The organism is Streptococcus timonensis, from assembly GCF_047460355.1.
In the GTDB taxonomy this organism is placed as follows: Bacteria; Bacillota; Bacilli; order Lactobacillales; family Streptococcaceae; genus Streptococcus; species Streptococcus timonensis_A.
This window is the reverse complement of record NZ_JASHGL010000005.1, coordinates 1-23,625: the sequence shown is the minus strand read 5'-3', so window position 1 is coordinate 23,625 and position 23,625 is coordinate 1. Positions and strand designations below refer to the sequence as shown.

26 protein-coding genes are annotated in these 23,625 nt (G+C 39.2%); 25 read left to right on the top strand and 1 reads right to left on the bottom strand.

Going from position 1 to position 23,625, the window contains the following annotated elements; translation table 11 throughout:
* The first annotated feature begins 136 nt into the window (after positions 1–136).
* The 23 genes from QM941_RS08140 (at position 137) to gap (ending at position 19,680) form a co-directional block, all read left to right on the top strand.
* Positions 137–775, top strand: coding sequence for an adenylate kinase (locus QM941_RS08140; RefSeq protein WP_414340095.1), 639 nt, complete (start codon positions 137–139; stop codon positions 773–775).
* A gap of 117 nt (positions 776–892) precedes the next feature.
* A complete protein-coding gene (infA, locus tag QM941_RS08135; RefSeq protein WP_001029883.1) occupies positions 893–1,111 on the top strand; it encodes a translation initiation factor IF-1 in 219 nt (72 codons plus the stop codon).
* Positions 1,112–1,135: 24 nt separating this feature from the next.
* On the top strand, positions 1,136–1,252 hold the full coding sequence (gene rpmJ / locus QM941_RS08130; RefSeq protein ID WP_001808836.1) for a 50S ribosomal protein L36: 117 nt from the start codon (positions 1,136–1,138) through the stop codon (positions 1,250–1,252).
* 17 nt (positions 1,253–1,269) lie between these two features.
* On the top strand, positions 1,270–1,635 hold the full coding sequence (rpsM, locus tag QM941_RS08125; RefSeq protein WP_075565054.1) for a 30S ribosomal protein S13: 366 nt from the start codon (positions 1,270–1,272) through the stop codon (positions 1,633–1,635).
* A 17-nt stretch (positions 1,636–1,652) separates the two neighbouring features.
* Complete coding sequence (rpsK, locus tag QM941_RS08120) at positions 1,653–2,036, top strand: 30S ribosomal protein S11 (RefSeq protein WP_001118386.1); 384 nt, start codon at positions 1,653–1,655, stop codon at positions 2,034–2,036.
* A gap of 43 nt (positions 2,037–2,079) precedes the next feature.
* Entirely contained in the window at positions 2,080–3,015 is a 936-nt protein-coding gene (locus QM941_RS08115) for a DNA-directed RNA polymerase subunit alpha (RefSeq protein WP_414340094.1), read from the top strand.
* Between the two features lie 11 nt (positions 3,016–3,026).
* Positions 3,027–3,413: a 50S ribosomal protein L17 gene (rplQ, locus tag QM941_RS08110; RefSeq protein WP_000331493.1), complete on the top strand. Its 387-nt coding sequence runs from the start codon at positions 3,027–3,029 to the stop codon at positions 3,411–3,413.
* 263 nt (positions 3,414–3,676) lie between these two features.
* The gene (locus tag QM941_RS08105) at positions 3,677–3,943 is read left to right on the top strand and encodes an ACT domain-containing protein (RefSeq protein ID WP_414340093.1); all 267 of its coding nucleotides are present in this window, start codon (positions 3,677–3,679) and stop codon (positions 3,941–3,943) included.
* Positions 3,944–3,952: 9 nt separating this feature from the next.
* The gene (locus QM941_RS08100; RefSeq protein ID WP_414340092.1) at positions 3,953–5,290 is read left to right on the top strand and encodes a PFL family protein; all 1,338 of its coding nucleotides are present in this window, start codon (positions 3,953–3,955) and stop codon (positions 5,288–5,290) included.
* Between the two features lie 308 nt (positions 5,291–5,598).
* The gene (rnpA, locus tag QM941_RS08095) at positions 5,599–5,970 is read left to right on the top strand and encodes a ribonuclease P protein component (RefSeq protein ID WP_414340200.1); all 372 of its coding nucleotides are present in this window, start codon (positions 5,599–5,601) and stop codon (positions 5,968–5,970) included.
* Positions 5,945–6,772 carry a YidC/Oxa1 family membrane protein insertase gene (locus QM941_RS08090; RefSeq protein WP_414340091.1) on the top strand — a complete coding sequence of 276 codons (828 nt, stop codon included), beginning with the start codon at positions 5,945–5,947 and terminating at the stop codon, positions 6,770–6,772. The genes rnpA and QM941_RS08090 overlap by 26 nt, the downstream gene beginning before the upstream one ends.
* Before the next feature lie 14 nt (positions 6,773–6,786).
* Positions 6,787–7,740 (top strand): RNA-binding cell elongation regulator Jag/EloR, encoded by a 954-nt coding sequence (jag, locus tag QM941_RS08085; protein WP_414340090.1) that lies wholly within the window; start codon positions 6,787–6,789, stop codon positions 7,738–7,740.
* 50 nt (positions 7,741–7,790) lie between these two features.
* On the top strand, positions 7,791–8,411 hold the full coding sequence (locus tag QM941_RS08080; protein ID WP_414340089.1) for a ribonuclease P: 621 nt from the start codon (positions 7,791–7,793) through the stop codon (positions 8,409–8,411).
* A gap of 118 nt (positions 8,412–8,529) precedes the next feature.
* Positions 8,530–10,506 carry a transketolase gene (gene tkt / locus QM941_RS08075; RefSeq protein WP_414340088.1) on the top strand — a complete coding sequence of 659 codons (1,977 nt, stop codon included), beginning with the start codon at positions 8,530–8,532 and terminating at the stop codon, positions 10,504–10,506.
* Positions 10,507–10,726: 220 nt separating this feature from the next.
* Entirely contained in the window at positions 10,727–10,927 is a 201-nt protein-coding gene (locus tag QM941_RS08070; protein ID WP_414340087.1) for a hypothetical protein, read from the top strand.
* A gap of 275 nt (positions 10,928–11,202) precedes the next feature.
* Positions 11,203–11,523 (top strand): preprotein translocase subunit YajC, encoded by a 321-nt coding sequence (yajC, locus tag QM941_RS08065; RefSeq protein ID WP_414340086.1) that lies wholly within the window; start codon positions 11,203–11,205, stop codon positions 11,521–11,523.
* A gap of 49 nt (positions 11,524–11,572) precedes the next feature.
* Positions 11,573–12,016, top strand: a complete 444-nt coding sequence (locus QM941_RS08060; protein ID WP_414340199.1) for a low molecular weight protein-tyrosine-phosphatase — start codon at positions 11,573–11,575, stop codon at positions 12,014–12,016.
* Positions 12,003–12,416 carry a hypothetical protein gene (locus tag QM941_RS08055; RefSeq protein ID WP_414340198.1) on the top strand — a complete coding sequence of 138 codons (414 nt, stop codon included), beginning with the start codon at positions 12,003–12,005 and terminating at the stop codon, positions 12,414–12,416. Before QM941_RS08060 ends, QM941_RS08055 begins: the two co-directional genes overlap by 14 nt.
* 267 nt (positions 12,417–12,683) lie before the next feature.
* The gene (gene adhE / locus QM941_RS08050; protein WP_414340085.1) at positions 12,684–15,335 is read left to right on the top strand and encodes a bifunctional acetaldehyde-CoA/alcohol dehydrogenase; all 2,652 of its coding nucleotides are present in this window, start codon (positions 12,684–12,686) and stop codon (positions 15,333–15,335) included.
* Positions 15,336–15,466: 131 nt separating this feature from the next.
* Positions 15,467–16,378 carry an XRE family transcriptional regulator gene (locus QM941_RS08045; protein ID WP_414340084.1) on the top strand — a complete coding sequence of 304 codons (912 nt, stop codon included), beginning with the start codon at positions 15,467–15,469 and terminating at the stop codon, positions 16,376–16,378.
* 161 nt (positions 16,379–16,539) lie between these two features.
* Positions 16,540–17,223 (top strand): ABC transporter ATP-binding protein, encoded by a 684-nt coding sequence (locus QM941_RS08040; RefSeq protein ID WP_414340083.1) that lies wholly within the window; start codon positions 16,540–16,542, stop codon positions 17,221–17,223.
* Positions 17,192–18,493: an ABC transporter permease gene (locus QM941_RS08035; protein WP_414340082.1), complete on the top strand. Its 1,302-nt coding sequence runs from the start codon at positions 17,192–17,194 to the stop codon at positions 18,491–18,493. The genes QM941_RS08040 and QM941_RS08035 overlap by 32 nt, the downstream gene beginning before the upstream one ends.
* A gap of 176 nt (positions 18,494–18,669) precedes the next feature.
* Positions 18,670–19,680 carry a type I glyceraldehyde-3-phosphate dehydrogenase gene (gene gap / locus QM941_RS08030; protein ID WP_269798364.1) on the top strand — a complete coding sequence of 337 codons (1,011 nt, stop codon included), beginning with the start codon at positions 18,670–18,672 and terminating at the stop codon, positions 19,678–19,680.
* 76 nt (positions 19,681–19,756) lie between these two features.
* Here gap and QM941_RS08025 read toward each other — a convergent pair whose 3' ends face one another.
* Positions 19,757–20,629 carry an RluA family pseudouridine synthase gene (locus QM941_RS08025; protein WP_414340081.1) on the bottom strand — a complete coding sequence of 291 codons (873 nt, stop codon included), beginning with the start codon at positions 20,627–20,629 and terminating at the stop codon, positions 19,757–19,759.
* An 88-nt stretch (positions 20,630–20,717) separates the two neighbouring features.
* Here QM941_RS08025 and pbp2a point away from each other — a divergent pair, with 88 nt between their 5' ends.
* Together pbp2a and QM941_RS08015 are read left to right on the top strand one after the other, a co-directional pair.
* On the top strand, positions 20,718–22,955 hold the full coding sequence (pbp2a, locus tag QM941_RS08020; RefSeq protein WP_414340080.1) for a penicillin-binding protein PBP2A: 2,238 nt from the start codon (positions 20,718–20,720) through the stop codon (positions 22,953–22,955).
* A gap of 194 nt (positions 22,956–23,149) precedes the next feature.
* On the top strand, positions 23,150–23,625 hold a 476-nt coding region (locus QM941_RS08015; protein WP_414340079.1), incomplete at its 3' end, for a sigma-70 family RNA polymerase sigma factor.

Genomic DNA, 23,625 nt, shown 5'->3' with positions numbered 1-23,625 from the left:
CACTATTGCTCAGAGAGTGGAGTGTAAAAATCAAAGACATTGTCAGATTTTTATCTCCTCTCTTCTATTTTGTTTTTAAATAGGAGTTGAAGTGAATTTTTACTTCTATTTAAAAATAAAATAAGGAGATTGAATCATGAATCTTTTGATTATGGGATTACCTGGTGCAGGTAAAGGAACACAGGCGGCAAAAATTGTTGAACAATTTCATGTTGCTCATATTTCTACAGGAGATATGTTCCGTGCGGCTATTGCTAATAAAACGGAAATGGGTGTTCTTGCTAAGTCTTATATTGACAAAGGTGAGTTAGTTCCAGATGAAGTAACTAACGGAATCGTTAAAGAACGTCTTGCTCAGGATGATATTAAAGAAGCAGGTTTCTTGTTGGATGGTTACCCACGTACCATTGAACAAGCTCATGCTTTGGACCAAATCTTGGCTGAACTTGGTATCGAACTTGAAGGTGTCATCAATATTGAAGTAAACCCGGATTGTCTCTTGGAACGTTTGAGTGGCCGTATCATCCACCGCGAAACAGGTGAAACCTTCCACAAGGTTTTCAACCCACCAGTTGATTACAAAGAAGAAGACTATTACCAACGCGAAGATGATAAACCAGAAACAGTTAAACGTCGTTTGGATGTTAATATTGCTCAAGGTGAACCCATCATTGCCCACTATCGTGCCAAAGGTCTAGTACATGATATTGAAGGAAACAAAGATATTAATGAAGTCTTTGTAGATATCGAAAAAGTATTGACTAATTTGAAATAAAAGCGTTTTTCATGCTTGCAAAATGTCTCTACAAATGTTATACTGAGTTAGTCTGACTTATAATTGTTGTCTCTGTGTCTAGAGGCATCAAATCGAAATTTATGGAGGTACTTTTGCGTGGCAAAAGACGATGTGATTGAAGTTGAAGGCAAAGTAGTTGATACCATGCCGAATGCAATGTTTACGGTTGAACTTGAAAATGGACATCAGATTTTAGCAACAGTTTCTGGTAAAATTCGTAAAAACTATATTCGTATTTTAGCGGGAGATCGTGTTACTGTTGAGATGAGTCCATATGACTTGACACGTGGGCGTATCACTTACCGCTTTAAATAATCGAAAAACTTGGAGGGATAAGAAATGAAAGTAAGACCATCGGTCAAACCAATTTGCGAATACTGTAAAGTTATTCGTCGTAATGGTCGTGTTATGGTAATTTGCCCAGCAAATCCAAAACACAAACAACGTCAAGGATAAGATAGAAAGGAGAAAACATGGCTCGTATTGCTGGAGTTGATATTCCAAATGACAAACGCGTAGTTATTTCATTGACTTATGTCTATGGTATCGGACTTGCAACATCTCAAAAGATTTTGGCAGCTGCTGGAATTTCAGAAGATATTCGTGTTCGTGACCTTACATCAGATCAAGAAGATGCTATCCGTCGTGAAGTGGATGCAATCAAAGTTGAAGGTGACCTTCGTCGTGAAGTTAACTTGAACATTAAACGTTTGATGGAAATCGGTTCATACCGTGGTATCCGTCACCGTCGTGGACTTCCTGTCCGTGGACAAAACACTAAAAACAACGCTCGCACTCGTAAAGGTAAAGCTGTTGCGATTGCTGGTAAGAAAAAATAATATAGGAGGTAAAAGTCTTGGCTAAACCAACACGTAAACGTCGTGTGAAAAAGAATATCGAATCTGGTATTGCTCATATTCACGCTACATTTAATAACACTATTGTTATGATTACTGATGTGCATGGTAATGCAATTTCTTGGTCATCAGCTGGTGCTCTTGGTTTCAAAGGTTCTCGTAAATCTACACCATTTGCTGCTCAAATGGCTTCAGAAGCTGCTGCTAAATCTGCACAAGAACACGGTCTTAAATCAGTTGAAGTTACTGTTAAAGGTCCAGGTTCTGGTCGTGAGTCAGCTATTCGTGCTCTTGCTGCCGCTGGTCTTGAAGTAACAGCAATTCGTGATGTGACTCCAGTGCCACACAATGGTGCTCGTCCTCCAAAACGTCGCCGTGTATAATCATTACCTTTACACTGCTTTTCGTTTAAGAGGGAGTAACTAAATGATCGAGTTTGAAAAACCAAATATAACAAAAATTGATGAAAATAAAGATTATGGCAAGTTTGTAATTGAACCACTTGAACGTGGTTATGGTACAACACTTGGTAACTCTCTTCGTCGTGTACTTCTTGCTTCTCTTCCAGGAGCGGCTGTGACTTCTATCGATATTGATGGAGTGTTGCATGAATTTGACACAATTCCAGGTGTGCGTGAAGATGTGATGCAAATCATTCTGAACATTAAAGGGATTGCAGTTAAATCTTATGTTAAGGACGAAAAGACTATTGAACTAGATGTTCAAGGACCTGCTGAAGTAACAGCTGGAGATATTTTAACGGATAGTGATATTGAAATCGTAAATCCAAATCATTATCTTTTCACAATCGGTGAAGGTGCTTCATTTAAAGCGTCGATGACTGTTAATACGGGTCGTGGTTATGTACCTGCTGATGAAAACAAGAAAGATAATGCCCCAGTTGGAACACTTGCTGTAGATTCTATTTATACACCAGTTACAAAAGTCAACTATCAGGTTGAACCTGCTCGTGTAGGTAGCAATGATGGTTTTGACAAATTAACCCTTGAAATCTTAACAAATGGAACAATTATTCCAGAAGATGCTTTAGGGCTTTCAGCACGTATCTTGACAGAGCATCTTGATTTGTTTACAAATCTAACTGAGATTGCGAAGTCAACAGAAGTGATGAAAGAAGCTGATACTGAATCAGACGATCGTATTTTGGATCGTACGATTGAGGAACTTGATTTGTCTGTGCGTTCATACAACTGTTTGAAACGTGCCGGTATCAATACTGTGCATGATTTGACAGAAAAATCTGAAGCAGAGATGATGAAAGTAAGAAATCTTGGACGCAAGAGTTTGGAAGAAGTGAAACTCAAGCTCATTGATTTGGGTCTTGGATTAAAAGATAAATAAAGGAGGAATACATGGCTTACCGTAAACTAGGACGCACTAGCTCACAACGTAAAGCAATGCTTCGCGATTTGACAACTGACCTTTTGATCAACGAATCAATCGTGACAACTGAAGCTCGTGCTAAAGAAATCCGTAAAACTGTTGAAAAAATGATTACTCTAGGTAAACGTGGTGATTTGCATGCACGTCGTCAAGCAGCAGCTTTCGTACGTAATGAAATCGCATCTGAAAACTATGATGAAGCAACTGACAAGTACACTTCTACTACAGCACTTCAAAAATTGTTCTCAGAAATCGCACCTCGTTATGCTGAGCGTAACGGTGGATACACTCGTATCCTTAAAACTGAACCACGTCGTGGTGATGCAGCGCCAATGGCGATCATTGAATTAGTATAAAATCATCAATTTTGTTGAGTGTTATGATGATGGAGCCTCGTGCTCTTAGTCTAGCTCTGGTCTACCGCTAGGATTTCAATCCTAGCGGGAACACTCATCATAAGATGAATGGGTAGACGCTTGTTTACGAAATTGTTTTTTACTTAAGAACAATTTCGTAAGCAGGCGTTTTTGCGTATTTTAATTGTAAATATGCTATACTAGGAACAAAGAAAGTCGGTAATATTTTGACTTCCGACTAATTGAAGAATTGGAGCATAACAATGAAAGCTATTATTACAGTTGTTGGAAAAGATAAGACTGGTATTGTTGCGGGTGTAGCAAGTAAAATTGCAGAATTAGGTTTAAATATTGATGATATTTCGCAAACTGTTTTAAACGAATATTTCACGATGATGGCAGTTGTTTCAAGTGATGAAAAACAGGATTTTACCGCTCTTAGAACTGAGTTTGAAACCTTTGGCCAAAGTCTAAATGTAAAAATCAATATTCAAAGTGCAGCAATTTTTGATGCCATGTATAATATCTAGGAGGTACGTATGGATATTAGACAAGTAACCGAAACCATTGCGATGATTGAAGAGCAGCATTTTGATATCAGGACCATCACCATGGGCATTTCCCTTTTGGACTGTATTGACCCTGATATTGAACGTACGGCAGAAAAAATATATGAGAAAATCACTAGAAAAGCTGCTAATCTTGTTTCAGTAGGAGACGAAATTGCAGCAGAATTAGGGATTCCAATTGTTAACAAACGAGTATCGGTAACTCCGATTTCAATAATCGGAGCAGCAACTGATGCCAAAGACTATGTTCCACTAGCAAAAGCTTTGGATAGAGCAGCTAAAGAAATTGGAGTAGATTTTATCGGGGGCTTTTCAGCACTAGTTCAAAAAGGTTATCAAAAAGGAGATGAGATTCTCATCAATTCTATACCCCGTGCCTTAGCAGAAACGGATAAGGTTTGCTCGTCAGTTAATATTGGATCAACCAAGTCTGGAATTAATATGACAGCAGTTGCGGATATGGGACGCATCATCAAGGAAACGGCAAACCTATCGGATATGGGTGCAGCCAAGTTGGTAGTCTTTGCCAACGCCGTAGAGGACAATCCTTTTATGGCAGGCGCCTTTCATGGTGTTGGTGAAGCAGATGTTATCATCAATGTCGGAGTCTCAGGACCAGGTGTTGTCAAACGGGCCTTAGAAAAGGTACGGGGTCAGAGTTTTGATGTTGTTGCTGAAACGGTCAAGAAGACAGCCTTTAAAATCACTCGGATTGGTCAACTAGTCGGCCAAATGGCTAGCGAGAGACTGGGTGTAGAATTTGGGATTGTAGATTTGAGTTTAGCACCGACTCCAGCAGTAGGAGACTCTGTAGCTCGTGTTCTTGAGGAAATGGGCTTGGAGACAGTTGGGACACATGGAACAACTGCTGCTCTTGCTCTTCTGAATGATCAAGTCAAAAAAGGTGGTGTCATGGCTTGTAATCAAGTTGGTGGTCTGTCAGGTGCCTTTATCCCAGTCTCGGAAGATGAAGGCATGATTGCGGCTGTACAAAATGGTTCTCTGAATCTTGAAAAACTCGAAGCTATGACGGCCATCTGTTCGGTTGGATTGGATATGATTGCTATTCCCGAAGACACACCAGCTGAAACCATTGCAGCTATGATTGCTGATGAAGCTGCAATCGGTGTGATTAATATGAAGACAACAGCAGTCCGGATAATCCCTAAAGGGAAAGAAGGAGATATGATTGAATTCGGTGGCCTTTTAGGAACGGCTCCAGTTATGAAAGTTAATAAGGCGTCGTCATTTGATTTTATCGCTAGAGGTGGTCAAATCCCTGCTCCGATTCATAGTTTTAAAAATTAATAAAAAAGAAGTTATTTAAGTTGGGTTTAAGGTTTACCCTGTATACTATAATCATTAAATAAAGACCTCCTAACTTTATTTAATAGTAATCCTAACTTTTTCATAATAATCTCCGACAAAGGTCGCTCATCAGGGCGACTTTTGTTTTTGTTTTAGGTGAATATAGAGGATTAAATAGGATTTTCTGATAAATAAATTTGAGATTGACTGAACAATTTTTGCAGGAAATAGCTCCAAACCTTGCTGTTATTGGCTTTTTAAAAATTTATGGTATAATAGTAGTAGTTTTATTAGATGGAGTAGGATTTTTGAGAAAAAGCTTTCGTGTAAAAAAAGAGAAAGATTTTAATGCGATATTTAAAGAGGGAGAGAGTGTAGCTAATCGAAGATTTGTTATCTATAGATTAGCAAATAGCCAAGAACATTTTCGAGTGGGTTTGTCAGTTAGTAAAAAGCTGGGAAACGCTGTTATGAGAAATCAAATTAAAAGAAGAATTCGACACATTCTTATTGATCATAGAAATGAACTTGTAGATAATATCGATTTCATCGTGATTGCCCGAAAAGGTGTTGAAAACTTAGATTACGCAGAGCTTGAAAAAAACTTGCTTCATGTATTAAGATTAGCGAAGATTTACCAGGAAGGAAATAGGAGTGAAGAAGAGAATACAACTAACTAGTTTGATGGGTTTGTCCTTATTTGTGATGACTGCCTGTGCAACTAGTAATGCATCAAGTGATGTAACTGCTGACTCAGCAGATTTATGGAGTCGACTTGTTTATTTTTTTGCTGAAACCATTCGATTTTTGTCTTTTGACATGAGTATTGGTATCGGGATTATTCTATTCACGATTTTGATTAGAACCCTGCTTTTGCCAGTTTTTCAGACACAGATGGTTGCCTCAAGAAAGATGCAAGAAGCTCAACCTCGCATCAAAGAATTACGTGACATGTATCCAGGTCGTGACATGGAAAGTCGCACCAAGCTTGATCAGGAAACACGTAAGTTATTTAAAGAGTTGGGAATCAAGCAATCCTCGACCTTCTGGCCACTCTTGGTTCAGATGCCGATTCTAATCGCACTCTTCCAAGCTTTATCAAACGTAGATTTTTTGAAGACTGGCCATTTCTTGTGGTTCAATCTAGGTGGAGCTGATACAACTTTCGTATTACCTATTTTAGCTGCCCTATTTACCTTCCTCAGTAGTTGGCTTTCAAACAAAGCCTTGCCTGAGAAAAATGGTGCCATGACGGGTATGATGTATGGGATGCCTATTATAATCTTCTTTTTTGCAATATCTGCTCCAAGTGGTGTCGCTCTTTACTGGGCAGTTTCAAATGCTTATCAAGTATTGCAAACCTATATTTTGAACAATCCTTTTAAAATCATTGCAGAACGAGAAGCCGGCATACAAGCTGAGAAAGATCTAGAAATTAAGAAGAGAAAAGCTTTGAAGAGAGCACAGAAAAAGAAAAAGTAAGGAGAAATCTGATAATGGTATTATATACAGGTTCAACGGTTGAAGAAGCAATTCAAAATGGATTAAAAGAATTGGGTATTCCTAGAATGAAGGCTCATATCAAGGTTATTTCTAGAGAGAAAAATGGTTTTTTAGGTCTCTTTGGTAAGAAGCCAGCCCAAGTGGATATTGAATCAATCAATGAAACAACAGTAGTAAAGGCAAATCAACAGGCTATTAAAGGTGTTCCAAAAGAAATAAATGAAAAGAATGAGCCAGTTAAGACTGTCAGTGAAGCTACTGTTGATTTAGGTCACGTAGTTGAAGCTATCAAGAAAATTGAAGAAGAAGGCCAAGGGGTTCCTGATGAAGTCAAGGCTGAAATTCTTAAAAATGAAAAAGAAGCCAGCACAATTCTCGAGGAAACAGGACACATCGCAATTATCAAAGAGTTACTTCCTGAAGAACCTCAGAAGGAAGAAGCTAAGCAGGAGAATGAATTAGAAAATCTCGGTTTGGAAGTCGAGCCTGCTTATGATGTTGAAAAGGTTGTTGAAGAAGTGACAAGTTATGTCCAAGGCATCATTGATGACATGGATGTTGAGGGAACTATCTCAAGCACCTCTAATCGTCGCTCCATCAATATGCAGATTGATACTAATGAGCCAGGACGTATCATTGGTTATCATGGTAAGGTCTTAAAATCTTTACAACTCTTGGCCCAGAATTACCTTTACAATCGCTATTCAAAAACCTTCTACATTACGATCAATGTGAATGATTATGTAGAACATCGTGCTGAGGTTTTACAGAGCTACGCTCAAAAATTAGCAACTCGAGTTCTTGAGGAAGGTCGCAGTCAAATGACAGATCCAATGTCAAGTAGTGAGCGTAAAATTATCCACCGTATTATTTCCCGTATGGAAGGTGTAACGAGTTACTCAGAAGGTGATGAACCAAATCGTTACGTCGTTGTTGATACAGAATAAACATAAAATCAGGGGAAACCTGATTTTTTTCTAACTAAAGAAGGAATAAAATGAAAGAAATCAAGGACTATCTTGCTTATCAAGGGGAACAGTACCGAAATCCTGAAAAAGCAGGAGCTGAAAAGGATAAAATGCTAGACCTGCGTCAAAAAGGGCAGGAAGCGCGAAAGGCATTTATTCACCTAGCGGAATGTTTTCAAGCTAGGCATTCCGATTGGAATTTACACCCAACCAGTCAATGGATGAATCAAGCGCAGAGATTACGGCCACATTTCTGGGTTTATTTACAGAGAGAGGGACATGTAACAGAGCCCATGATGGCTCTTCGTTTGTATGGAAATCAGAATAATTGGGGAATCTCTATAGAAGTCAGCTTTGTAGAGAGAAAGAAAGATGAGACTACCTTGTCAAAACAGGCTAAAATATTGGATCTCCCAGTGGTTGATGGAATCTATTATTGGGTTCAGAAAAACGATGAAAGCTATAGAGTACAAGCTACTGAGGAGAGTAGACAACTTTTAAGACAACAATTATCCAATCAGGAGATTCGTAAGGTTTTAGTAAAAGTTGATATTCCAGTAGCCTATGAAGATACTATAGATAAGGTTCTAGATAAACTTGATAGAGGTTTTGAAAAACTATCACCTTACTATCAAGTGACTAGAGATTAGTATAATCAGCTGAGTTATTTTATAGTAAATTGTTTTATTGCTATTCTATCTGTTTTTTCATATAATAGTAGAATAGGATATGTGATAAACTTATCACCTTAAATAGAAAGGAAATTCTATGTCAAATCTATCTGTTAATGCTATTCGTTTCTTGGGTATTGACGCTATTAATAAAGCGAATTCAGGTCACCCAGGGGTGGTAATGGGTGCAGCACCGATGGCTTACAGCCTTTTCACTAAAGAACTTCGTATCAATCCAGCTCAACCAAACTGGATCAACCGCGACCGTTTTATTCTTTCAGCGGGTCACGGATCAATGCTTCTCTATGCCCTTCTTCACCTTTCTGGATTTGAAGATGTGAGCATGGATGAAGTGAAGAGCTTCCGTCAATGGGGTTCTAAAACTCCAGGTCACCCAGAATTTGGTCATACAGTAGGGGTTGATGCAACAACAGGTCCTCTAGGACAAGGGATTGCGACTGCGACAGGTTTTGCACAAGCAGAACGTTTCCTTGCAGCCAAGTATAACCGCGAAGGTTATAACATCTTTGATCACTACACATATGTTATCTGTGGAGATGGTGACTTGATGGAGGGTGTATCAAGTGAAGCTGCTTCATATGCTGGTTTGCAAAAACTCGATAAGTTGGTTGTCCTTTACGATTCAAATGACATTAACCTAGATGGTGAGACAAAAGATTCCTTTACAGAAAGTGTCCGTGATCGTTACAATGCCTATGGTTGGCACACAGCTTTGGTAAAAGATGGGACAGATTTAGTAGCCATTCAGACTGCTATCGAAGAAGCTAAGGCTTCAGGCAAACCATCTTTGATTGAGGTGAAAACAATCATTGGTCATGGATCTCCAAACAAACAAGGCACAAATGGAGTGCACGGCGCCCCTCTTGGTGCAGACGAAACTGCTGCAACTCGTCAAGCCCTTGGTTGGGACTACGAACCATTTGAAATCCCAGCTCAAGTTTATGCTGATTTCAAAGAAAATGTTGCGGACCGAGGTGCATCAGCATATGAAGCATGGACAAAACTAGTTGCAGATTATAAGGAAGCATACCCAGAACTTGCAGCAGAAGTGGAAGCAATCATTGAAGGTCGTGACCCAGTTGAGTTAAGACCAGAAGATTTCCCAGCCCTAGAAAATGGTTTCTCACAAGCAACTCGTAACTCAAGTCAAGATGCTTTGAACGTTGTTGCTGCTAAGTTGCCAACCTTCCTAGGTGGTTCAGCCGACTTGGCACATTCAAACATGACTTACATCAAAACTGACGGACTTCAGGACGATGTCAATCGTTTGAACCGCAACATCCAGTTTGGTGTTCGTGAATTTGCTATGGGTACAGTCTTGAACGGGATGGCCCTTCATGGTGGACTTCGCGTTTATGGTGGAACATTCTTTGTCTTCTCTGACTACTTGAAAGCTGCGGTACGTTTGTCAGCCTTGCAAGGTCTTCCTGTGACTTATGTATTTACTCATGACTCTATCGCAGTTGGTGAAGATGGACCGACTCACGAACCAATCGAACACTTGGCAGGTCTTCGTGCCATGCCAAATCTCAATGTTTTCCGTCCTGCTGACGCACGTGAAACACAGGCGGCTTGGTATCTAGCTGTTAAGAGCGAGAAAACACCTACAGCTTTGATTTTGACGCGTCAAAACTTGACCGTAGAAGAAGGAACTGACTTTGACAAGGTTGCTAAAGGTGCCTATGTTGTTTATGAATCTGCAGCAGACTTTGATACTATCTTGATTGCGACTGGTTCAGAAGTGAACCTAGCTGTTGCAGCCGCTAAAGAATTGGTAAGTCAAGGAGCTAAGGTGCGCGTAGTCAGCATGCCATCTACAGATGTCTTTGACGCACAAGACGCAGCATATAAGGAAGAAATCCTTCCAAATGCGGTTCGTCGTCGTGTTGCAGTCGAAATGGGAGCAAGTCAAAACTGGTACAAATACGTGGGTCTTGACGGTGCCGTTCTTGGTATCGATAACTTCGGCGCTTCTGCACCAGCACCAAAAGTTTTAGAAGAATATGGCTTTACAGTAGAAAATCTTGTAAAAGTCGTTAAGAATTTGAAATAAGCTTAAAAATCAGAGTGTAAACTCTGGTTTTTTATGATCGATGATACTAATTGTAGGAATCTCAGCTAAGAATCGAAATAAAGAAAGCGTATTCATTTTCTTTGATTTTAACAATGTCTTGTAGTAAAATATAAGCGAAAATAATTTGAAAGGAGGTTTAAAGTCGAAATTATCGCTTGTAGTGCTCTATATTTGATTTCGTAATGAGAGGGAGTTTAAAATGAAAAAAATGATTTTACAGATGACATGGGCCGTGTTAGCTCCATTTATCTCTTTAATATTGTGTAGAAATTTGAGTGTGCTAATATTAACTACAGATGCATTGTTTTTCATGTTTTTCATCTTTTTTTCTATTGCTCAATGGATAGCTATTTTGGTGTGGGAAATAAATGAACTTTCTAAATATTTAAAAAAGAAATAAGATGTTACCCGAGAACGGTGAGGCAGTTTCTGCTTTGCCGTTTTTTATCTGCAATGCGATAGCATACAATAATCGTTGCGCTGCTACCATATTTATTGTAGTATAAGCGATGAAGGGGGGCAGTGGAGGGATAGATGTGGGATTCTAATTGTTTTTGAATATCATGAATGTCACTTACAAAGTTTTTTATTGGCATAAAAAGAAGGCACAACCTTGTAAAAGTAGTTGAAATTTGGTATAGTAGTCTTATCTGGTTTACAAAGGAGAAAAATAATATGAATGTGAATTTTACATTTTTAATCATGCTTGTAGGGATGTTTGCCTTGATGTTCTTTATGCAACGTTCTCAAAAGAAACAAGCTGAAAAACGCATGGAGAGTCTCAATAAACTTCAAAAAGGTTATGAAGTAATCACGATTGGCGGTCTATACGGAACAGTTGATGAAGTTAATACTGAAAATAGAACGATCGTTCTTGATGTAGATGGTGTCTACCTTACTTTTGAACTAGCTGCTATTAGAACAGTCTTGCCAGTTAAAGAAGCTGTGACTCCTGAAGGAGCAGTAATCGAAGACGGAAGCGCAATTGAAGAATAAAACGGGATGGGATTCATTCCCGTTTTTCTATAAAATCTGAGGGGAAATGATGAAAAAAATTGTCTTTGTTTGTCTGGGGAATATCTGTCGTAGTCCCATGGCAGAGTTCGTGATGAAATCATTGACAGATGATTATGAGATTGAAAGTCGAGCGACCTCATCATGGGAGCATGGCAATCCGATTCACAAAGGAACGCAAGCCATTTTTAAGAACCATGGTGTAGACTATGACTCCAGCAAAACATCGCTACAAATCTCCAAAAGAGATTTTGAGTATTTTGATTATATCTTAGGTATGGATGAGTCAAACGTTTCTGACTTGCGTCAAATGTGCCCTCAATCTCTAAAGCATAAGATTCATCCCTTTGCTGCGGAGAGCGTCCCTGATCCATGGTATACAGGAGATTTTGAAGAAACCTACGATCGAGTCTTGACCGGTTGCCGTGACTGGTTAGCTCGCCTAGAAAATGAGATAAATGATGGAAAATATTAAGAAACTCTTTGAAAAATACCGTGTCTATCTGACACGTCCTCGCTTAGAACTTGCTACAGTTGTAGTCATAGGACTTTGCGCCGTTCTAGTTTTTTTAGGGACCATACCTAAAAAAGGGACTTTGAAACTCAATGGAGAGACAATTTTATATGACGGAAGTCTGGTTCGTGGCAAGATGAATGGTCAAGGAACTGTCACTTTCCCAAATGGAGACACCTATACTGGAGAATTTCGAAATGGTGCTTTTAATGGGAAGGGGACTTACCAAGCAAAAGAAGGTTGGGTTTACGAAGGTGATTTTGTTAATGGCCAGGCCGAAGGAAAAGGAAAATTGACCACGGAACAACAAGTAATCTACGAGGGTGACTTCAAACAAGGTTTATTTCAACAAGCAAAATAGCTTCCTTATCAGGGGGCTATTTTTTATGCGATGGGCTAAGCTACTAATTTTGGTTACATGTTAAATTTGGATGATACTGATGTTTAGACGCCTAAAAGCCACTATTTATAAGCTTTACTGACTAGAAGGGAAACTTTTAATTACAATTTATAAAAAAATTCTCTAAATAACAGAAAACTGTTTACAAATCAAAAAAAAAGAGTTATAATAAACTTGTGAAATAATTAACAAGGGTTTAAAAATCCTTTGAAAGCTATGGAGGAAAATATGGCTGATAAAAAAACTGTAAAAGTTGAAGATAAACAACTGTTGGCTGAAAAGCACGTAGATGGCTTGGTACAAAAAGGTTTAGTTGCACTTGAAGAAATGCGTAAGTTGAACCAAGAACAAGTTGATTACATCGTAGCGAAAGCATCAGTTGCAGCTCTTGATGCACACGGAATTCTTGCTCAACATGCAATCGAAGAAACACAACGTGGTGTATTTGAAGATAAGGCTACAAAGAACTTGTTTGCCTGTGAACACGTTGTAAACAACATGCGCGGTGTTAAAACTGTTGGAGTTATCGAAGATGATCCAATTACTGGCTTGACTAAAATTGCAGAACCAGTTGGGGTTATCTGTGGAGTTACACCTACAACAAACCCAACATCTACAGCAATCTTTAAAGCTTTGATCTCATTGAAGACACGTAATCCAATCGTCTTTGCTTTCCACCCGTCTGCTCAAGAATCTTCAGCTCACGCAGCGCAAATCGTTCGTGATGCGGCTATTGCAGCAGGAGCTCCTGAAAACTGTGTACAATGGATTACAGAACCATCTATGGAAGCAACAGCTGCTCTTATGAATCATGATGGTATTGCAACTATCCTTGCTACTGGTGGTAATGCCATGGTTAAGGCAGCTTACTCATGTGGTAAACCAGCTCTTGGGGTAGGTGCCGGAAACGTTCCTGCCTACATCGAAAAATCAGCTGACCTTCGTCAAGCAGCTCATGACATCGTTATGTCTAAATCGTTTGACAATGGTATGGTATGTGCGTCAGAACAAGCAGTTATCATTGACAAAGAAGTTTACGATGAATTTGTTGCAGAATTTAAATCTTACCACACTTACTTTGTTAACAAAAAAGAAAAAGCTCTTCTAGAAGAATTCTGTTTTGGAGCAAAAGCTAACAGTAAAAACTGTGCTGGAGCAAAATTGAATGCCGACATCGTTGGTAAACCAGCAACATGGATTGCAGAACAAGCAGGTTTCTCAGTGCCAGCAGAAACTAATATCCTTGCTGCAGAATGTGCAGAAGTTGGTGAAAACGAACCTCTTACAAGAGAAAAACTTTCTCCAGTTATTGCAGTATTGAAAGCTGAAGATACTGAAGATGGACTTAAAAAAGCTCGCCAAATGGTTGAGTTCAACGGTCTTGGTCACTCAGCAGCTATCCATACAAAAGACGAAGAACTTGCTAAACGCTTTGGTACAGAAATTAAAGCAATGCGTATTATCTGGAACTCGCCATCAACATTCGGTGGTATCGGTGACGTTTACAATGCCTTCATCCCATCATTGACACTTGGATGTGGTTCATACGGACGCAACTCAGTTGGTGATAACGTGAGCGCAATCAACCTTCTAAACATCAAGAAAGTAGGGAAACGTAGAAATAATATGCAATGGTTTAAAGTTCCTTCAAAAATTTACTTCGAACGCAATTCTATCCAATACCTTCAAACCTGTGAAGATATTGAACGCGTTATGATCGTTACTGACAAATCAATCGAAAAACTTGGTTTTGTTCAACGTGTTATCGATCAATTGAACGCACGTAGCAACCGTGTAACTATCCAAGTATTCTCAGATGTTGAGCCAGATCCAGATATCACAACTGTAGAACGTGGTACTGAAGTGATGAGAGCTTTTGAACCAGATACAATTATCGCTCTTGGTGGTGGTTCTCCAATGGACGCAGCGAAAGTTATGTGGCTCTTCTATGAACAACCAGAAATCGACTTCCGTGACTTGGTTCAAAAATTCATGGATATCCGTAAACGTGCCTTCCGCTTCCCATCACTTGGTAAGAAAGCGAAGTACATCGGTATTCCAACAACTTCAGGTACAGGTTCAGAAGTAACACCATTTGCCGTTATCTCTGATAAGAAAAACAACCGCAAATACCCATTGGCTGACTACTCATTGACACCAACGATTGCGATTGTTGACCCTGCTTTGGTTGAATCAGTTCCAGATTTCATCGCTGCTGATACAGGTATGGACGTCTTGACTCACGCGACTGAAGCCTACACTTCAAACTTCGCTAACGACTACACAGACGGTATTGCGCTTCAAACAATTAAACTTGTATTTGAATGGTTAGAAAAATCAGTTAAAACAGCTGATCCAGAAGCTCGTGAGAAAATGCATAATGCGTCTACAATGGCAGGTATGGCCTTCGCCAATGCCTTCCTTGGTATGAGCCACTCAATGGCTCACAAGATTGGTGCGGTTCACCACACTGTTCACGGACGTACAAATGCTATCTTGCTTCCATACGTTATCCGTTACAACGGAACTCGTCCATCTAAGACTACCACATGGCCTAAATACAACTACTGGAAAGCTGATGAGAAATTCCAAGACATCGCGAAAATGCTTGGTTTGCCTCACTCAACTCCAGAAGAAGCAGTTGAAGCATACGCTAAAGCTGTTTACGATCTTGGTGTTGCAGTAGGTATCAAGATGAACTTCAAGGATCAAGGAATTGATGAAAAAGCTTGGAAAGACAGCTTGCATGAAATTGCCTTGCTTGCATACGAAGACCAATGTTCACCAGCCAACCCACGCTTGCCAATGGTAGCTGACATGGAAGAAATCATGGCAGATGCTTACTATGGTTATGCAGAACGTCCAGGACGTCGTAAATAATTGATTATCAGCCAGAGACAGGAGTGATCCTGTCTCTTTTTTGTAATTCCTTTTGGGAAATGGTATAATAATCGCATATATTTATTTGAAAATCAAAGCTTTGATAATCGTGTGAGGGAGAAATGTAAGAGATGAATCAGCTAGGGGAAAAGGTAAGGCTTCTTAGAGAGGAGAAAGGACTTAGTCGCCCTGTTTTTTGTGGAGATGAGTCAGAACTGTCAGTCCGTCAGTTAGTGCGCATTGAAAAAGGAGAATTTCGTCCTACGATAAAAACACTAGAATATATAGCGAATAGGCTAGATATTCCATCTTATATTCTGATGCCGGATTACAAGGAATTACCTAAACGTTACCAAGAATTAAAATACTTTCTTCTTCATCATCCTGACTATGGAGACAAAGAGTTGCAGGAACAGAAGGAAGAATATTTTGATGAGATTTTTGAATATTTTTATGATGATTTGCCACGTGATGAGAAAGTGCTAGTGGATTGTCTTCAAGCCATAGATGCAGTGAGAGCAACTAGTAATTCCTTGTATGGTGAAAGTGTGCTTGAAAATGGTCTGCAGAACTTACTATCCAGAGATGTATATAAAGCGGAGGATCTATTAAGACTGAGGTTGTATTTTTCATGTAACTTAATGGATGGTTTGAAAGCGGGTGAAATAAAAGAATCTGAGTATGAGAATATTCTTTATTTTCATGAGAAACTAAGTTCGCAGATTGATAAGATAGAGTTCGATTGTTTAGGCTTACTTAGAGATTCCTTACTAGCTTCTTTAACTTGTATAGAGATTATGGGGCTGTTTCATTATTTTAAGAGGGCAGTTGAGACCTTAAATAAAATAGGGCAAAAAACACGAGATTTTCAAAAACAACCGATTGTCTTGATGCTTGAGTGGAAATATTATATTCAGACAGATTATGATACAGCCAAACAAAAGTATGAAGAAGCAAAAATGATGGCGAGAATGTTTGGCAATGAGAAGTTAATCGTTAGTTTAGATAATGAATGGGCCGAGGACCTAGAAAGATACCGTTAAATGGTTTATAGGAGTGACATTTCTGTCATTGGGGGAATGTCGCTTTTTTGTTAAAATGAATTCGTAAAAAGAGAAAGGAATTCTTTGATTCCTTTTGAATCTGATAGATAAATATAGTTTGTATCGGTACACGGTATCACAAGTAATTAAAGGAGATAATAATGTCCATTTTATCCATGAAGGATATTTCAAAATTTTACGCTTTGGATGGCAAGCATAAAGAGCAGGCTCTAAGAAATATTAACCTGCAGATTGCAGAAGGGAAAATCACGGCGATTTATGGTCCGTCAGGCTGTGGCAAAACCAGTCTACTGAATATCATCAGTGGTCTTGATAGAGAGTATGAGGGAGTTTTAGCTTTTAAAGGAGAACCTCTCAGGGATTTATCGGAGATTGAATTAACTCAATTCCGTAAAGATAATATTGGATTTGTCTTTCAAAACTTCAATCTCATTCCTCACCAGTCTGTTTTGGACAATGTTAAGTTGCCTCTCTATGTCAAAGATTTATCCGATAAAGAAATGACAAGGATAGCTCAAGAGCAACTAGTCAGTTTAGGAATGGAACCTTTTATGGCTAAAAATGTCAAGCAACTTTCTGGAGGACAAAAGCAACGTGTAGCCATTGCGCGTGCTCTGGTCAATCAACCGGATATGATTGTAGCTGATGAGCCAACAGGGTCGCTGGATTCTCAATCCCAAGAAATGGTATTAGAAGTATTTAAAAGTTTGGCCAAATCTGGGAAAACAGTACTGATTGTGACTCATAACCCAGAAGTAGCTGAATATGCAGATGTAATTATCAAAATGAAGGATGGTGAAGTCGTTGAAGAAGTCAAAAAATAAAGGATTATCTTTTAAAAACAAATTCAAACTTTCTTTGAGTAACTTTATGGAAAGAAAGTGGCGAAACTTGTTGATTGCAGTAGCAACCTCGATTGGTTTTGTCGGAGTATTGATTTCTTTTGGGCTAGGGAATGCCTTGATTTCAATGATTGATGAAAATACAAACGGGGGCAAGCTCCCTTCTCAAGTCCAGATTGCACTAAACTCAAACGTTGCAGGTAGAGGTTTTTTGAATCAAGATGATAAGAACTATATCACGGATACGATTGGAAAAGAAAATATTAAATATCTAGAGAGTCCTTTTGGCATGACTATGTCAAAAATCAGTATAGACGGACAAGAAGTGGACTTAAGTCAAACCATGCCTTCTTATGCTCAAGTTGTGAGTTTATATGAGGATACAAGTATCTCCGTTAGCAGTAATGAGAAAGAAAAAGTGCTAGCAGGGCCTATATACACTGATGCAAAAGAGCAGGGATTGACGATTCCGATGAGTCTACTGAAAAATTGGAATGAACAAACAGGGAAAAATCTTACAGCTAGTGATGTTATAGGCAAAAAAGTATTAGCAAGCATTGTAGAAAATGGTGCTGAAGGTAGCAAGACTTCTCAATTTCAAACTCATATTGTACGTGTGATCAATGATGAAGATGACATGGAGGACAGTAACAGTTTTATGCCAGCCTATCAAATGGAAACGATTTTGAAAGAAGCTGGATTTACAAAGACTGTATCTTATTTTATTTTGGAACTCAAAGATCCTTCGCGTACGAAAACAGTAATAGAAGAATTACAAAAAAATAAGAAATATTCCGTTCTTTCTCAACAGGCCGTTCTTGATATTGTGATTACCTTTATTCGCGTCATCCAGGGACTATTGATTGTTCTTTCATCCCAAGCGATTTTGGTAGCGGCAGTTATGATAGGGATTATCATTTACATCAATATCATGCAACGTTCCAAGGAAATTGGTGTCATGAAAGCAGTCGGCTATCAAAATAGAGATGTGAAAGGTATCTTTATCTACGAAGCAATTTGGATTGTAGGGATTGCTTTGTTTATGGCATTTTTGATTGCACAAGGGCTTGGAAGTATCGCGAATGTGGTTGTGAATCATTTTTACCCATCTATCTCTAAAGTTTTTGAATTGAATCTTTTCTCAATTTTTGGAACTCTCGGTTTTGCCTTGCTTCTTGGTTACATTTCAGCCTACTTCCCTGCACGAAAGATTAGTAAAATGGATCCAGTAGAATCATTACGCTATGAATAGATATGGGGACTTCGAAAGCATCATCTCAAAAGAAACTGACATAGAAAATCAAGGTCGGCACTTGCAATTTAGCTTAAATAGTTATATAATAATAACGTTAAAAGGTGATTTGTAGTGATTCAAGTTACTCTTTTCACAATAAAATTCTCAAGATTTTCATAAGGAGGAAATCACTAATGGTAGTTAAAGTTGGTATTAACGGTTTCGGACGTATCGGTCGTCTTGCTTTCCGCCGTATCCAAAACGTAGAAGGTGTTGAAGTTACTCGTATCAATGACCTTACAGACCCAGTTATGCTTGCACACTTGTTGAAATACGACACAACTCAAGGTCGTTTCGATGGAACTGTGGAAGTTAAAGAAGGTGGATTTGAAGTTAACGGTAAATTCGTTCGCGTTTCTGCAGAACGTGATCCAGAACAAATCGACTGGGCTAACGACGGTGTAGAAATCGTTCTTGAAGCAACTGGATTCTTCGCTAAGAAAGATGCAGCTGAAAAACACTTGCACCCAGGCGGAGCTAAAAAAGTTGTTATCACTGCTCCTGGTGGAAATGACGTTAAAACAGTTGTATTTAACACTAACCACGACATTCTTGATGGTACTGAAACAGTTATCTCAGGCGCTTCATGTACTACAAACTGCTTGGCTCCAATGGCTAAAGCACTTCAAGATAACTTTGGTGTTGTAGAAGGATTGATGACAACTATCCACGCTTATACAGGTGACCAAATGATCCTTGACGGACCACACCGTGGTGGTGACCTTCGTCGTGCTCGCGCTGGTGCTGCAAACATCGTTCCTAACTCAACTGGTGCTGCTAAAGCTATCGGTCTTGTAATCCCAGAATTGAACGGTAAATTGGACGGATCTGCACAACGCGTTCCAACTCCAACTGGATCAGTTACTGAATTGGTTGCAGTTCTTGAAAAGAACGTTACTGTTGATGAAGTGAACGCGGCTATGAAAGCAGCAGCTAACGAATCATACGGTTACACAGAAGATCAAATCGTTTCTTCAGATATCGTAGGTATGGCTTACGGTTCATTGTTCGACGCAACTCAAACTAAAGTTCTTGACGTTGACGGTAAACAATTGGTTAAAGTTGTATCATGGTACGACAACGAAATGTCTTACACAGCACAACTTGTTCGTACTCTTGAATACTTCGCAAAAATTGCTAAATAATTCTTGAGATATTAAAAAGCAGGGTCCTTTGACCTTGCTTTTTTGTGTAGCTAATCTAGAATGGATGACACTTAAGTCATCCATTCTTTTTAATTTCTTTTTCAAAAGTACCTGACAAGGCAGTAAAACTCATTTTTTCTAGAGTTAATGGATGAATGAAAGAGAGGCGGAAGGCATGAAGCATGAGTCGGCTCGCTTTTGAGTGAGGATTGTAGAGAGGATCTCCTATAATAGGATGATGGTGGTGCAAAAGATGCACCCGAATCTGATGAGTACGGCCTGTCTTCAGCCTGCAACGAACAAGTGATGTTTTATTCTTAAATCCTTTCAATCGAGAAACGTGAGTTTCTGCATATTGACCATTCCTTGGGTCAACCAGGCGTTTTCTACGGTCATGGCGGTCTCGGCCGATTTTATCTTTAAAAATTAGGTTTTTAGGGACTTGTCCCGATACAAGTGCCCAGTACTCTCGAGCTATTTCTTTTTTCTCTAATAGGCGATTGAGGATGGGGAGGATAAAAGGGTTTTTGGCAAAGAGTACCAAACCGCTTGTTTCTTTGTCTAGGCGGTGTACGACATAACATGTTTGACCAACATAAGCAGAAACATGGTTGAGGAGGGCGATCTCGTCAGGTTGATTCCCGTGGGTTTTCATACCTTCAGGCTTATTAACTACAATTAAATGCTCATCCTGGTAAATTTCTTGAACAAGATTGGGATTTCCCCAAACTATTTCCTTGTTTGGATAATCCTCTTGGTCAAATGTCAATTGGCATTGGTCTCCAGGTTTAATGATTTGCTGCCAATGGACTTCTTCTTGGTTGATGAGAATGTTCTTTTTGGTTCTCAGAAAATGTCGAATTTTTCGGGGAATTAGTAGTTGCTCTTCTAGGAATACTTTAACCGTCATTTCTGGTAGAGATTCAGGAATAATAAAGGTAAATTTCATACAGATATTGTAACAAAAAATAGGGCGTTTGGACAGTGAGGTTAGCTAAATTCTTGTCATCCAAAACTGAAGATGATAAAATAAACGCATGAAATTAGATAAATTATTTGAACAATTCCTTTCTTTATTTAAGAAAGATGATCCAACGATTCAAGAAACTGAAATCAATGATATGGATAATGATATTGAAATAGAAGAAAGTGAGCAGAGCGATTTGCGACGGTCCAGAGGAGAACGAAAGAAATCTGGTCAAGTTGGTCCCATTCGTAAGTTCTGGCGCCGTTACCACCTAACCAAGATTATTTTCATTCTTGGGCTAAGTGCCAGTCTATTTGTAGGCGTCTATCTCTTTGCCTTGGCAAAATCAACAAATGTCACAGACCTACAGAATGCCTTGAAGACACGAACCATCATTTTCGATAGAGAAGAAAATGAAGCTGGTGCCTTGTCTGGGCAAAAAGGGACCTATGTGGAACTAAGCCATATCAGCGAAGATTTACAAAATGCGGTTATTGCTACTGAGGACCGAAGTTTCTATAAAAATGACGGAATTAATTATGGTCGTTTCTTCTTGGCTATCATAACTGGAGGTCGCTCTGGTGGGGGGTCTACTATTACCCAACAGCTAGCTAAAAATGCTTATCTCTCGCAAGACCAGACTGTCCAAAGAAAGGCCAAGGAATTTTTCTTAGCCTTAGAGTTAACCAAAAAGTACAGTAAACAAGAAATTCTTACCATGTATCTCAACAATGCTTACTTTGGAAATGGAGTCTGGGGAGTTGAGGATGCAAGTAAAAAGTACTTTGGTGTTTCAGCTTCGCAATTAAGTTTAGACCAGGCAGCTACCCTAGCAGGTATGCTGAAAGGTCCTGAACTTTACAATCCCTTAAGTTCTATCGAAGATTCTACCAATCGTAGGGACACCGTATTACAAAATATGGTGGCGGCAGGTTATATTGATAAGAATAGGGAAACTGAAGCAGCCAATGTTGACATGAATTCACAGTTACAGGATGCCTACGAAGGAAAAATATCAGACTATCGTTATCCTTCTTATTTTGATGCTGTCGTGAATGAAGCAGTTGAGAAGTACAATCTAACGGAAGAAGAAATCGTCAATAACGGCTACCGAATCTATACCGAACTAGATCAAAACTATCAAGCTAACATGCAGGTCATCTATGAAAACACCTCTCTCTTCCCAACGGCTGAAGATGGAACGCATGCTGAGTCGGGTAGCGTTGCCCTGGAACCAAAAACTGGAGGAGTTCGAGGAGTTGTTGGACGAGTGGCAGGCCAAAACAAGACTGGTTTCCGAAACTTCAACTATGCGACCCAATCCAAAAGAAGTCCAGGTTCAACTATTAAACCTTTGGTAGTTTATACACCAGCAGTGGAAGCTGGATGGCCCCTCAATAAAGATCTGGATAACCACACCATGCAATATGGCGACTACAAGGTAGATAATTATGCAGGAATCAAAACGTCACCAGAAGTTCCCATGTATCAAGCTTTGGCTGAATCACTGAATCTCCCTGCAGTTGCAAGTGTTAAAGAGCTTGGTATTGACAAAGCCTTTGAGGCAGGAGAAAGGTTTGACCTCGACATGGGAAGCGTTGATCGAGTGCTAGGAGTAGCCTTGGGTGGTGGTGTGGAGACAAATCCTCTTCAGATGGCCCAAGCATACGCCGTCTTTGCTAATGAAGGTTTGATGCCAGATGCTCACTTTATCAGTCGTATTGAAAATGCTAGTGGTCAGGTTATTGCTAGTCATAAGAATTCTCAAAAACGGGTCATGGAAAAGTCAGTAGCTGACAAAATGACTAGCATGATGCTAGGAACCTTTACAAATGGTACGGGAGTTAGTTCTTCGCCAGATAATTTCGTTATGGCTGGTAAGACGGGAACAACAGAGGCTGCCTTTAATCCTGAGTACACTAGTGACCAATGGGTAATTGGATATACACCAGATCTGGTTATCAGTCATTGGCTTGGTTTTCCAACAACTGATGAGACCCATTATCTAGCAGGTTCTACTTCTAATGGGGCTGCCCATATCTTTAGAAGTATGGCAGAGACTGTCCTTCCTTATACAGCGGGCAGTACCTTTACAGTTCAAAATGCTTATGAACAAAATGGAATAGCTCCTAAAAAGCATCAAAAACAGTCGCAAGGAACTAATAATTCACAGTCAGAGGGTATTTTAAAAGACATCCGTGATCGTGCGCAAAATCTAGTTGATGAAGCAGGTCGCGCTATTTCAGATGCTAAAATAAAAGAAAAAGCACAGACAGTCTGGGATACGATTGTAAACCTCTTTCAGTAATTTCTAAAGAACTAAAAAGGCAAGATTTGTAATCTTGTCTTTTTTTCTTCTCTGAAATAACCAAATAATACCCTAAACTGAACCATTAAGATAGTTGGTAAACATAAAAGAAGACTTGATTTGACAAAAGAGGAGAAAGCTATAAATACTATCTTTCAAATTGCTATACTTAAAACAAAAAGGAGGAAATCAAGATGATTAAAAGAGTTTATCAAGAAGTTAAAGGAATCGTGCACAAGTGCCGTAAAGAATACTATCTTCATTTATGGGAAGTTGAAGACTGGGATCAAGAAGGAATGATTTGTCTATATGAACTATTAGATGAATATCCTGAAATCTTGGAGAGAAATGATAAGCGACTCTATATCTATTTCAAAACAAAGTTCCGAAATCGTATCTTAGACGCAGTCCGAAAACAAGAAAGTCAAAAAAGAAGGTTAGACCGCCAAGTATATGAAGAAGTGAGTGAGATTAGTCATCGCTTAACAGAGGGAGGGTTAAGAATAGACGAATCCTACGCTCTACAGGAACTGTTGAAGGAATACCAGAGAGGACTAGACGAGGAAAAACTAGACTTGTATGAACGATTGCTAGCAGACGAAAGATTTAAAGGAAGACGGGCTATGCTAAAGGAATTAAGTTATGTATTAAAAGACTTTTCGCCTAGTCA